The sequence below is a fragment of the Spirosoma gilvum genome, assembly GCF_054776815.1.
In genome coordinates, this window is the sequence record NZ_BAAHBH010000015.1 from 139,079 (window position 1) to 151,934 (window position 12,856).

Below are 12,856 nucleotides of genomic sequence, written 5' to 3' on the forward strand. Positions count from 1 at the left end.
AAACCCAGTTATAGACGAGTAATGTCGCGCGGAATTTTCTTAAAAATGATATGCTTTTGTTGCAAGTATTCGTCGCTCAATATGCAAGAGTCAGCATAGATAATATACTGTTCAGCAAGTGTTTTGATGTTACCCAACAGGTCGTAATTGAGCGTTACAGCTGCTTCTGGATCATAACAGAAGTAATAGGCCGTACCTTCCTGTACCCCCAATAGATACGGTTCTTTGTTTTGCTCTGGTAAGGTCTTGCCCTTCGTTTCTGAGAACCAGATGTATTTTCGAATTTTTTCAGCATCTACAGACGGGTTCAAATTACCTCTTTCGTCGAAGAGTTTTTCAGCAACTATATAGTAACTAAAATCCCCACCGGTTCCTTCTTTTTTATCGTAACCTTGTATTACTCGCCTGACCCTTTCAGCCGTAGTAGTTTCTGCATAGTCGCCCATCTCGACTAAAATAAATTGTCTTTTCCCGCCGTCTTGTTGATTTAGTTTCAGAACGGCATCTGCTGTTGTGCCGGAACCAGCAAATGAATCTAGAACTATTGAATTTTTATCAGATGCAATCTGCACTATTTGCTTAATCAGATCTGTTGGTTTTGGCGTATCAAAATGAGCCTTTTCACCGAATATTTTTTCTATCTCTTGAGCCCCGTGTTGATTAAGTGCAATATCATTCCATATAGATGGTACCGTCATACCCTCACGAGCTTCGAATAAGTATAATTTACGCATGGGCGTTCCTGCTTGACCGTTTACACCCCAATATAATCTATTGTCATTTTGAAGTCGAATCATCTCGTCCTTATTGTGTCTCCAACACGTACCCTTCCTTGGCCACACATCTTCATTTGTATAAGGATTTCGAATAGGGTAAAATAAGCTTTCCACAAAACGCCCTCCCTTACCATTAGCGGTGGTATCTATTTTACGAAATGCGCCTTTAGGATCAGGACCATTTGGTTCAGCAAAGACTTTATAATCTGCATTTGATTTTTCTGAACGAGGAATTAGATTAAAGCAGTCTTCCGCTACAGTCTTTTTAGATCCAGGATTCTTAGATTTTGCGAATACAATAATATGTTCGTGTATGTATCCTATTTTTCTGTCATTGGGTGCACCATCACGTTTTTTCCAAATTATGTCCGCAATGAAGCAATTAACTCCAAAAATTTCGTCCATAATAATTTTTAAGAAATGAGCCTCATTATCATCTATAGATACCCAGATACTACCATCATAGGAGAGTAATTTTTGAAGTAATACCAGCCTTGGATACATCATACACAACCATTTATCATGTCGACTAAGGTCTTCGCTTTCTTTTCCCACAACCTGCCCTAACCATCGTTTGATCTTTGGGTCATTAACATTGTCGTTATATACCCAGCCCTCATTACCAGTATTATACGGCGGGTCGATATAGATACACTTTACACGGCCTTCATACTGTGGTAGTAAGGCTTTCAGCGCTTCCAGGTTGTCACCATGAATGATTAGATTATTTGAGGAATCGGCATTTATTTGGGCTGTGTTAGCGGTAAATGTATATTGATGATCGAGTACGCGAAACGGTACGTCGTGATGGTGATTTATAACTTTTTCTTTCCCAATCCAATGTAAACTCGGCATAATAGGCAGTACTGGTAACAGTTAATTCAGATAATCAAAAGTAGCATAACCTAGGCACTTTGCCCGGTTTTTACTATGCCCTTTGTTGATTCATAACTATATTGAGTGACGTTATACCCACCTTTTATGCAATTCACGGAGTTAATTAGTACGCTGGAAGGACTTCATCAGCAGCTTAGTCAGCAGGCGGCTCGTCAGGCCGATCAATTATTGACCCTTCGCAACTATCTGTTTGGATTTTACATTGTCGAGTTCGAGCAGCATGGCACCGATCGCGCGGCTTACGGCCAACAACTGCACAAACGCTTATCCATCGAACTGCAAAAGTACTCCATTAAGGGCGTATCTGACCGTTCGCTGCGGCAGTATCGCCAGTTCTATCTTACCTATCCCCAAATTTGGCAGACGCTGTCTGCCAAATTCAAACTAACTGATTTCGAGGCTATTCGTAAAGTAGAAGCGGGCAGAGCTGTAAGTGTGGATGAAGACTTACCAGGGCTTAATCTTTCGCTTTTGCTTGACCGACTTACTTACTCGCACTTTGTTGAACTGCTAAAAGTAGAAAATCCATTACTACGCCGTTTCTATGAGGTAGAAGCACTGAAAAATAACTGGAAGGTTCATGAGCTAAACAGGGCAATTACAACGCTCCTAGCTGAACGTACCAGTCTATCGACAGATAAAGCGGCAGTGATTGCTCGCATACAGGAGAATCAACCAACTGGTCTGGAGGATTTAATACGGAATCCCTACTTGCTAGAATTTCTAGGCTTACAAGAAAAACCAGAATACACGGAAAACGACCTTGAAAAAGCCATCATTGATAATTTGCAGGACTTTCTATTGGAGTTAGGACGAGGATTCTGCTTTGAGGCTAGGCAAAAGCGTATCAGTTTCGGTAATCGTCATTATCGAATCGACCTTGTTTTCTATCATCGGATTCTAAAGTGTCATGTGCTGATCGATCTCAAAATTGGTGAATTCGACCATGCTGACGCTGGACAGATGACCGTGTATTTAAATTACTACAAAGCCAACGAAATGAGCTTAGGTGACAACCCGCCCGTTGGTATAATCCTTTGCGCTAGTAAAGACAGTTCCCTAGTCGAGTATGCCACCAGTGGTATGGCGAATGAAGTGTTTGTCTCACAATATCTGGCTGAGTTGCCTGATAAAGAGCAACTACGGGCATTGATTGAACGGGAAAGCCAAAGTCTAAGTGATTAATATACAGAAGGTAGAAAGCTTGGATAAAGCAGTAAAATGCCAAACTAACCACCTTTCTTTAAGAAGAAGATTAGATTTCACTATTCGCATCGCATAATTTATTATGAACAATTCTTTAGACAATCTTTATAAGCAAAGGAACAATTTTTTAGTAATTGGCCTAACTGGCAGACTAGGATCAGGTTGCACGACTGTGGCAAAAATTTTAACAGAAACAAATTTTACAGACTGCAAATTTCCCATACCAAAAAATCGTGATTATAATAGTAATGAAGAAAGAAAATATCGGATAGTTTATAATATAATGGAAGCAAACTGGACACCTTTTATACTTATACGTGCTAGTGACATTATTACATCTATTTTACTAGAAAATAACTTGACTGATTTGATGAATTTTCTATCAAATCAATACGGAAAGAACATCGATGTAATAACACAATTATTTGACCAACCACATGGTAATGTAAAAATTTGTGATGAATATAATAATCTCCACAATGCTAGAATAGAATTAAAAATAATTGATGATAAAACTGCTAATCAAGATGATCTTGAAAGGAAAAAAGAATTAGCATATAAATTTTATTTCGAAGGAGAGCGGTTGACAAAGTTTTCTGAAGCACTAAAATCTATTTTCTTTGAGCATTTAAAAAGCGATGAAAAAGCGTCCCCGTATCAGTATTTCGGCGATAATATAAGAAAATCAGGAAATGCGTTAGAAAGTGATACTTTATCTGAAGATTGCTATAAAATCCCTAAGATAATCAACAAGCTTATTAAAACAATAAGAAATAAAAATAAAAAAGACGGCAAGAATACGTTAATAGTAATAGATTCAATTAGGAATTCTCTAGAAGCTTTTTTCTTTAAAGAGCGATATTCAGCTTTCTATCTTTTCGCTATTAATACAGAAAATGAGCACAGACGTAAACGCCTTTCACAGTATAACTATTCTGAGCTTGAAAGATTAGATCAAGAGTACGATGCTAATGTAAAGGCGCACGAACTGTTCTATAAGCAGGATATCAAAAGTTGCATTCAAGCCTCAGACATCTATATTTATAACCCAACTGACTCATCAACTGAGGGAGACATTAAGGAAACAATGAAACGAAGTTTGATTCGCTATCTAGCTTTGTTTTTACAACCTGGTGTAATAACACCTACACCAGAGGAAAGATGCATGCAGATAGCATACACTGCAAAGTATAACTCCGGTTGTATCTCTAGACAAGTCGGAGCAGTAATAACTGATGATTCGTTTTCAATTAAGTCTATTGGTTGGAACAACACTGCTGAAGGTCAAACTCCATGTTTGTTACGTAACGTAAATGACCTATTAAGTAACTCAGATAAGGAGGCCTTTAGTGATTACGAAAAATCTGGTAAAATAAGGGAAGTTTTAGAAGAGGCCTACCCTCAAACAGAAGACAAAAAACTGGAACGAGTACAAAAGCTTAAAGGAAGGAATAATTCTTTTTGTTTCAAAGAGGGGCAGAATTGTATAGAAGGGGAGAAAAACCAAGTTCATACACGTTCACTTCATGCTGAAGAAAATGCGATGTTGCAAATCTCGAAGTATGGTGGGGAAGGTCTAAAAGGGAGTTACTTATTTACAACAGCTTCACCATGCGAATTATGCTCGAAAAAAGCTTATCAATTAGGAATTAAAAGAGTATATTATATTGACCCTTACCCAGGAATTGCTAAACAACAGATAATAGCTTCAGGACTGACAAAACACCAACCTGGACTAATGTTATTTAGTGGAGCTATTGGAAGGGCATACCACCAATTATTTGAACCATTTATGGCCTATAAAGATGAGTTAACAATACGACTAGATTATAATTATAAAAAAGCGAATGATAATGTGATAAGAAAAAACATTATCGCAAAAGAGGAGTATAAAATGAAACTACAAAAGCAAAAAGAAGAAATTGAAAAAAAATTAAGCGATTTAGATTAAACTAAGTTTTATATTAAAAAATAGAATTATTAATTCGCATATATTAAATGCAGGTTTTTGCTACTTATTAAAATAATATTCAAAAATATGGTTATTGCAAAATGGGGATTTGGTATGGCACCTATCTCTGTAGTGATGGGCGCTAGATACAACGGTGCTGCCAATCATATGTTACAAGTAATCACAAGCATGATTTCTTTAGAAGAAGTAAATATTGAGTATATTTCTGAACTTAAGGGCATGTTTAGTAGAGGTCTTAAGCAAGATCAGTGGGATTGGTTTACAGTTTACGAAAAATTAGGACCACCATTAAATGGCAACTCAGCAAATATTGTAAAATATTAATAGATTTTAGAGTAAATATAAAGGAAAAACAATGGGTAGAGGCCAATGAAGTAAAAGACAAATTAATAAATTTCAGATTGAAAGATTATTTATTGAACTATTTAAATAACGTTCAAAATATTAAATTTGAGGGTGAGTTTATTTACATTCTTTCTACAAGAGAATTTCCTAAAACTTTGAAAATCGGTATGACTAGCAGGAGTGTTACACAAAGAGTTAAAGAAATAAATTCTGCTACAGGTGTACTGCATCCTTACTCAGCTAGGAAAATATTTAAAGTGAAAAATTCAAAAATTGCAGAAAGTGAAATATTTGATGTTTTAAAACCTTTTAGATTAAGGCCTGATCGAGAGTTCTTCAACATTGAATTTTCTCATGCTATTAGTTTAATTGTAAAGACCTTATTACATAAAAACTTAATAAGTAGAGAGAAAGGTGTTATTAGGTGGTACAGTACTGAAAAAGGCTTTGGGTTTGTAACTACTGATGATAATAAAGACATATATTTTCATTCAGAAGAGCTTATCAATAACATACTTCCTATACCTGGCGCTTTAGTTGAATTTGATATAAAAGATTCTTCCAAAGGTCCGAAAGCCCAGAACATTTTTGTCTTGTAAAAGACGTCATTTTACGGTATCAATTTTCGTCCAATTAATGGCCATTAAATTTTATTTAATGAATTCGTAAAGTGTTCTAAGTAAAATAGTTAACTCTAGAATACTCATTGTGGCAATCGTTCACGAAAACTCTGGTCACCTGAACGCTTATTGATGCACAGAGAGACAATCTAACTATCGATTTAATCCCGATGCCTACGGATTGATTCTTTAATTGGAAAGGGGTGTAAGCTAATTCATATATTAACTGTCCCATTCCAGCTTACTTGTGTATTAACCTGTCTTTGAATCAACTTTCTTAATCTCAGTCACTCTGAGAGTGATGGTAAATTCGCGTCGTTGACTATTCCAGCAGTGTACCCGCTGACCATATTGGCTGATCACGGGGACAGGCCAATCAATTTCAGGGTTAGCCGCCGCTAATTCCTGAGCAGCCTTCCGATCAATTAGCGTTACCAAGTCATCGACTTTGAACTCGTGGTTTTTCTTCATGAATTACTGGATTAGCTAGCGGGCTACTCAATAGGTTGGGATCTGTTGTGAAAAGCTACGGTACCAAACTACCGGTAAACCAGCGTATTGACCAGTAAGCCTGGTTTTATTGCCTACCTTTGCTACTAATAAAAGTATTAACCTCAAGTAAATGAAAGCAGCCAAAATCCGTTTTTTTTCGCCCACTGAGAATCAACAGTCTACGTCCAAGCTAGAAAAAGCCTCTAAGCCAGCTAATTTAAAGTTAACCGGTTACGTCTCCACAGCAGGAAAACTCGTTTTGCCGGCCAAGACCGTGGCTCAATTAGGAGTCGATCTGGACAAGACATCCTTCAAAGTAGGTATGGACGAGGGCAAGCGCAAAGCCAAATCGTTGTATTTAGTACCAAGCAGTATGGATGAGGGCACTTTTGCCTTCCAGAAAGCGGCTAAAAGTTATACGTTGGCCTTACCTTTTATCCTAAAAAAGAGTGGAGTTGATTTCACCAAAACTAAATACGACTTTACGGTTCGTCTTTTCGAATATGAAGCCACGACCGCTTTTGAACTAAAAGTAGCTCCTGAAGCAACGGCTGTCAAGCTACCTTACACTGGTAAGCCACGAGGCCGAAAGCCTAAGCAGGTCTCAGTAGCCGAATAAAGCAGAAAAGCCCTGTTCAACCAGGGCTTTTCTATATTCTTTATTTACTAAACCACATTGCTATAAGTCTGTTTACTACGGGTAGTAACTGTAGAGGCAATAGATAAATAGTATCTCAGCTATCGCAATACAGTTGATGGTGGCTGACAGGTTTATAAGAGGGCAGGCAAAATATACTCTTTCAGTATCTGATAGGGTATTTTATTACCATTTAGTTTACCATAGTTTCCGGCTGTTATAACAGCTACTAAATTTAATTGTCGGCAAATAAATATCGATTGTCCGCCGTTCCCTTTTGCCTCAACTACCTTCAACGCATTGTTTTTTATCGTAAAATCATAGGTCCAGAATTGGTACCCATAGCCGCCATTCTCTAGGTTTAGGTTTGTGAAGTCGGGTCGCTCTATTTGTTTTGCCATACTCTTAGTAACCCAAGCACTGTCTAAAACCTGCGTATTATTAAAGGTGCCATTGTCTTTATAGGTTATTCCTACCTTTAATAAATCGCGAGATGTAAGTCGTAAGCCTGAAGCGGCCGCTGGAATTTTTTTCATGGTCAGGTTAATCCATTCAGATTGATTGATACCTAAAGGTTGGAATAGATGTTCAGTAGCAAATTCGTAGATGTTTTTTCCACTTACTTTTTTAATGATTTCGGCTAACACTTGTGTATTGCCACCACTATAATTCCAGCTACTACCTGGGGCATTTATCAGTTGCTTGTCTACGACAAACCTGATTGGATTAAAACTTAAATCCATTTTAGTTTCATCATTTAGTAGGCTGTTATAATTGCCAATTTCTTTCCAGCAAAGCCCACTCGACATAGTTAAAAGGTTTTTTATCGTAATTTTTGACTTTTCATTATCATTCTTACAGATTTCGGGGAAGAAATTTTTTAGTGGCTCGTTTTCATCCTTAATGAGTCTTTTACGAATGGCTATACCTATACAAGCAGACACAACACTCTTTGAAATACTTCTAACATCGTGTAAATCAGCACAACTATGCTGTATTATGCCTAAGTTCTTACCATGTTTCTCATCTTTGCCGTAAAAATATTTTTCATAAAATAAGGCGCCATCCTTGTATATTAAAACACTATGAACATTGTAAATAGCCTCATCGATGAGGTCTTTGGTAAGTTTGGCTAATAGCGTTGTGTCAAGGTTGTATAAATTAATATCGCGAACAGGTATGTTATCTTCAATTGCCTGAGGTATTGTGTAACCATAGTTTTTCGGATTAATTATCTCTTTTGTGCAGGAGATTACGGATATGAGAAAAATAAACCCAATAATACGATACATGACTAGTTGATTTTTAACTAAAAATTATAGATTTAATAAATTACAAGAAATGAATTTGAGTAAAGGAATTTGATAGTGTATTGTCGAAAGCATACAATTCCTTAATTGTAATCAAGCATTAGTTTCACTACATTTTCAAATTTTCGACCATAGGCTAACTGGATTTTTTGAAGACAAACATCAATGATGTAGTCCTTTTGAGAACTATCATACTTGATGAGTTTAGCCGATCGAAAGGCTATCTGATTTCCGGGGAATGAATGAGAAGTAATAACGTGCAGCTCATCTAAATCGGTTTTATTGAGTGTCCCAGTAGGAATAAGGGTTAACCCATATTTGGTTTTTATAGGCTGGTCACCCATGGAAAAGCTTTCAATTGATTTAGGGAATGTCCGATTATAGGTATCCATAATCGCAGCCAACGAAAATTCGTTTATGCCATCCTGGAGTAGTACGCCAACTCGTTTATTTCTACTTAATATAAGTTTCTTGCCGACAGCCACTTTATCGCTAAACGTGAACGTTTGGCTTTGGTGCTGTTTTTGGGGGAATGGATGGGGGTAGCTAACATCCTTACTAACGTTTCGCATGATATCTGTCCCAAATAATTTATCGATCACCGTTAGGGCTCCATCAGTTGCATTGGACACACCGGCCGTGCTGTATAGATTCCCCTCATTGGCCACACCGATATTCTTTACCCATACCGGTTTACTGAAATGCGCTTTTATCCCTTCATAATCTGAGGCATGAGCCGTAATCGGTTTCCCGTCGAAAATCCCGGTAGCAGCCGCAGTAGCAGAGCCGTCACAAACCGACAGGATCTTCACATTAGCCGTATAGTGTTTTCTGATCCAATTAATAATCACAGGATCTTGATGTAGCGAGTCCGCAGCCGATAAAAAAGGAATAACAATCACATCGGGATGTATATCCATTGAATCCATTTCAGCAAACGTCGACTGTGGCAGCACAAACAACCCTTTTTTCACTATAATGGGGGATTTCTTTTGGGCGATAAGGTAAACGTTTGCTTTCTGGGTGGCATTAAACAGGTAAAAAGGGGCCATCATGTCAAACAACTCCGTGCCGTCATTATTGGCCAGGATGGCTACTGTTTTCTTTCCCGGATCATAAGCGGGAGGGGTATAGGTAAATGTATTCGTCCCTTGATAGGCTGGCATGGTCCCAAATTCTCGTAGCGGGGCACAAGCATTGAAAAGGAATATAGAAATAGCGGTAATGAATAGGGTGACTTTAAGGATTTTTATCGTTTTCATATCGATTTATTTTTAGATGCTTTTAAGATTCGTTGTAATTGCCGGGCCGTTTTAAACCCACATTTTGAGGCTATATATTCAATTGTAAAATCTGGATTATTCAGCATCGTTTTGGCAAATTCCAGGCGAAGGAGCGTCAGGTATTCCAGGATCGTTGTACCCGTCTTTTCTTTAAACACACGACTTAAATTCCGTGGGCTCATGGCTACCAATTCGGCTAAATCATCTATTGAATTCTCATCCGACAGATGGTCTATCAAATGGTCCTGAACCATATGGATACTGGGATGAATGTGATTCCGGTAATCGAGGTAAATACTTTTTTGGGTATGGTTTTGACTTCGCCGATGGTAAACGACCAGCCCTCTGGCGACCTTATGTGTGAAGAGAGCCCCTTTTATTTCTTCAAGTATAGATAGCGCAAGGTCAATGCCTGCACTGATACCGGCACTCGTATAAATGCTATTACTTTTTTTGAAAAGAATATTGGAGAGTACTTTCGCCGTTGGGAATTCTGCCTGCATTTCGTCAACTCGTCGCCAATGGGTAGTACATTCCGTATCTTTTAATAAACCGGCATGACCTAATGCAAAAGCCCCATTACAGATTGAGCAGACAAATACCTTATTGTCAGCACAGGTTTTTAACCAATTAAAAAATTCCCGTTCTCCTTTAAAAGCCAGACTACTGACATACTTATTATCCATACCAGGGACAAAAACATAATCTCCTTCACCAAGAGAGGCCTCTTTATAATTTTTCATATTGTAAAAAGGAATTCCGGAAGTGCTGGTGATTTCATCCTTATAGGAATAGTATTCAAGTGCTAATTCGTAGCCGTTGAATCTTGCTTCGGTAAATACCTGTACCGGTCCCGCCAGGTCAAGCATTTCTACAAAGGGAGGGATGATAAAAGCGAATTTTTTCATACTGTTTGTGCTAACTTAATTCGATATAAGGCAAATGCATGAATGAAGTTTTCTACGAGATCGTAGTTCTTTTCGGCAGTGTAACAACCCTGTTCTAGATAAAATCGATACCTGCAAGACTTTGATACCCCCTATTGTATAGGCTAAAATGCCAGTTTTAACTTAGCTATCTAGTTCATGCGTTTGGCCTGAATTCGATAAGACAAAGGTAGATCGGAACAAAAGCACATTCCAGACTATAATCGGTCAAATGAGGACAAGCTAACCAAATTCAGAATGGCTATGCTATAGCTTTCAGAGAAAATAGGCAGCATCCTGTTTTTCCGTATATATGTTACGGGTACAGGTCTTGTTTTTAGATACGCAACAACAGTCTACTTGCCGCTTTTTAAGGTATGGGCTGCTACAATTCCAGCAGGAGGCTGGCATTGCTTCTGATTTTTTGAATCCGAATGTATCTAGTACATCGTTGAGCGGCAACAGTATACGATCAGGAGTAAAAATCAGCTCGCAGCCGTTGATGACCGATACCTGCCCCATCAGTCGAAAGCCAGCTTTTTGAATTCCGCGAAGTGAGGCTTCGTTCTCGGGAGCATGCATGATCCATTGATGGGTAGTTTGAGGCTGCTCAGCTTTGAGAATGTGTTGCAGCAGATGCGGATAAATCCCGCGCCCCCGAAAATCCTTCAGGGTTCGGAAATTCCACAAGTACCGGTGTTTGTCGGGTAGCCTAAAGGTATAGTCCAGTTCACCAATGCGGGCGTTTTGAGTGGCGACCCAGCCAAATGCTGCCGGTACGCAATCCAGAAAGGCCACGTACGCTTTGTGATATGCATCGAATCGAGAAATGGCCTCGGTTAGGGAAATTTCACCAATTTCGGACATCAATTGAGGATCGTAACTTTCCCTGATTTCCAACCCGGAAAGGGCCGAAAGGGGAAACATCTGGGTTGGGTAAGAAAATAGATAAAGCATAGTGGTAAATCAGCCGTCAGGATGAGTTGGTTTAGTGGCCCGAATGGGAGGGTGTTTCCGATAAACCTGAGGCAAAAAAGGAGTCATCGACTACCTGGAAATTAGCCATCATTCCGGCAGCATGATGTTCGAGTATATGACAGTGGTACATCCAGGTTCCCGGACGGTTGTCGGGCATCCAGGCGATTTTGATGGAAGTCCGGGGAGTGAGGTTGTAGGTATCCTTCCACGCCCGGTAGGCGGGCGCTTTTCCGTTTTCTTCTATCACCTGAAAGAAAAACCCGTGCAGGTGGAAAGAGTGATCCATGAGGCTTAGGTTAGTGACTTCCCATACCTGAAGCTCTCCAACCACCACAGGTTTGTCCTGGACGTGCATCCCACCATTGACCAGGAAGTTCATGCCGTTGGTAAGGCTGAAACCCACCGCCAGTCTTACCTGCCGGTTTGGTTGGGCCTGCTGCGGAGCCAGGGGCTCAATGTTGCACAGATGATCGGGAATATGGGCCAAAGAAGGTCTTGGCTCGGTAACCTGCACCGTCCCGAACGTTTGGGATTTGGCTTTGAGGAACGTCATACGGTCGTAGGGATGCGAGCCGATCTGAAAAGAATCGCCTTCGGCAAATTGCCCAACGACCATATCTATACGTTCTCCGGGCGTAATCAGGACTTCCGTAGCCGTCTGCGGGTGTTCGAGCAGTCCACCGTCGGTACCAATAATTCGGAACTGACGCCCGCCCAGGTGCAGGCGGATATAGCGTGCACTGGCCGCATTAACAAATCGCCAGCGCTCAGTTTGGCCGGCATGGATTTGCAGGGTCGGGTTTTCCTGCCCGTTGATCAACAACGTATCCCCTTCCCGGCCGTCGTGCCTTTCAATAATGCGGGGGACAAACCAACCAGGGTTGGAAAATTCATTCCCCGCAGTAAGCTTCATGTCATCGAGCATAAATACCCGGTCGGCGTCCACCACGGGATCTGTGTCGTCTTCCACGATGAGTGCTCCGTACATGCCCCGCTCCATCTGCACGGTTTCGTTAACATGCGAGTGGTACCAGAATGTACCCGCATCGGGTACCACAAACCGGTACTCAAAACTTTCATTGGGTTGTATTGGCTTCTGGACTTCACCCGTCCCATCCATACTGGCCGGTAATCGTATACCGTGCCAGTGAATGAGAGTTGGTTCAGACAGGGTATTCTTTATATGAACGATTAGTTCGTCACCTTTTTTGGCTTTTAATATCGGACCTGGCAAACTTTGATTGAAGCCCCAGACATTTATCGCCTTATCTGTATTAATCGGCCATATAAATTCACTGGCGGTTAGGTGGAAGTGCACTTGATTTTTTTTCATACTAAATTTAATTAGCTCTATACGTTATTGTATTTATTGTATTAGGATACCCACTGAAAGTTGCAACGATCTGTAAGCCCA

Annotated in this window: 12 protein-coding genes; 5 read left to right on the forward strand and 7 right to left on the reverse strand. The window is 39.8% G+C overall.

Annotated elements, in window-relative coordinates:
• Nucleotides 1-8: 8 nt before the first annotated feature.
• Nucleotides 9-1,631 (reverse strand): site-specific DNA-methyltransferase, encoded by a 1,623-nt coding sequence (locus ACYVFD_RS30885; RefSeq protein ID WP_461094473.1) that lies wholly within the window; start codon nt 1,629-1,631, stop codon nt 9-11.
• A 126-nt stretch (nt 1,632-1,757) separates the two neighbouring features.
• Here ACYVFD_RS30885 and ACYVFD_RS30890 point away from each other — a divergent pair, with 126 nt between their 5' ends.
• The 4 genes from ACYVFD_RS30890 to ACYVFD_RS30905 all read left to right on the forward strand — a co-directional run bounded on the left by ACYVFD_RS30890 (nt 1,758) and on the right by ACYVFD_RS30905 (nt 5,795).
• On the forward strand, nt 1,758-2,858 hold the full coding sequence (locus tag ACYVFD_RS30890; RefSeq protein ID WP_461094474.1) for a PDDEXK nuclease domain-containing protein: 1,101 nt from the start codon (nt 1,758-1,760) through the stop codon (nt 2,856-2,858).
• Nucleotides 2,859-2,961: 103 nt separating this feature from the next.
• A complete protein-coding gene (locus tag ACYVFD_RS30895) occupies nt 2,962-4,830 on the forward strand; it encodes a hypothetical protein (protein ID WP_461094475.1) in 1,869 nt (622 codons plus the stop codon).
• Between the two features lie 87 nt (nt 4,831-4,917).
• Nucleotides 4,918-5,175 (forward strand): hypothetical protein, encoded by a 258-nt coding sequence (locus ACYVFD_RS30900; protein ID WP_461094476.1) that lies wholly within the window; start codon nt 4,918-4,920, stop codon nt 5,173-5,175.
• Nucleotides 5,176-5,252: 77 nt separating this feature from the next.
• On the forward strand, nt 5,253-5,795 hold the full coding sequence (locus ACYVFD_RS30905) for a cold shock domain-containing protein (RefSeq protein ID WP_461094477.1): 543 nt from the start codon (nt 5,253-5,255) through the stop codon (nt 5,793-5,795).
• Between the two features lie 273 nt (nt 5,796-6,068).
• Here the strand turns inward: ACYVFD_RS30905 and ACYVFD_RS30910 are convergent, their stop codons facing one another.
• Entirely contained in the window at nt 6,069-6,287 is a 219-nt protein-coding gene (locus ACYVFD_RS30910; RefSeq protein ID WP_461094478.1) for a hypothetical protein, read from the reverse strand.
• A gap of 151 nt (nt 6,288-6,438) precedes the next feature.
• Between ACYVFD_RS30910 and ACYVFD_RS30915 the strand changes: the two genes are divergently transcribed.
• Nucleotides 6,439-6,927 (forward strand): hypothetical protein, encoded by a 489-nt coding sequence (locus tag ACYVFD_RS30915; protein WP_461094479.1) that lies wholly within the window; start codon nt 6,439-6,441, stop codon nt 6,925-6,927.
• A gap of 152 nt (nt 6,928-7,079) precedes the next feature.
• On the opposite strand, the gene ACYVFD_RS30920 is transcribed toward ACYVFD_RS30915, so the two are convergent.
• The 5 genes from ACYVFD_RS30920 to ACYVFD_RS30940 form a co-directional block, all read right to left on the reverse strand.
• The gene (locus ACYVFD_RS30920) at nt 7,080-8,237 is read right to left on the reverse strand and encodes a serine hydrolase domain-containing protein (RefSeq protein ID WP_461094480.1); all 1,158 of its coding nucleotides are present in this window, start codon (nt 8,235-8,237) and stop codon (nt 7,080-7,082) included.
• A gap of 101 nt (nt 8,238-8,338) precedes the next feature.
• Entirely contained in the window at nt 8,339-9,517 is a 1,179-nt protein-coding gene (locus tag ACYVFD_RS30925; protein ID WP_461094481.1) for a DJ-1/PfpI family protein, read from the reverse strand.
• Nucleotides 9,514-10,446: a GlxA family transcriptional regulator gene (locus tag ACYVFD_RS30930; RefSeq protein ID WP_461094482.1), complete on the reverse strand. Its 933-nt coding sequence runs from the start codon at nt 10,444-10,446 to the stop codon at nt 9,514-9,516. Before ACYVFD_RS30930 ends, ACYVFD_RS30925 begins: the two co-directional genes overlap by 4 nt.
• Nucleotides 10,447-10,740: 294 nt before the next feature.
• On the reverse strand, nt 10,741-11,421 hold the full coding sequence (locus ACYVFD_RS30935; RefSeq protein WP_461094483.1) for a GNAT family N-acetyltransferase: 681 nt from the start codon (nt 11,419-11,421) through the stop codon (nt 10,741-10,743).
• Between the two features lie 31 nt (nt 11,422-11,452).
• Nucleotides 11,453-12,775, reverse strand: coding sequence for a multicopper oxidase family protein (locus ACYVFD_RS30940; RefSeq protein WP_461094484.1), 1,323 nt, complete (start codon nt 12,773-12,775; stop codon nt 11,453-11,455).
• Nucleotides 12,776-12,856 lie beyond the last annotated feature (81 nt).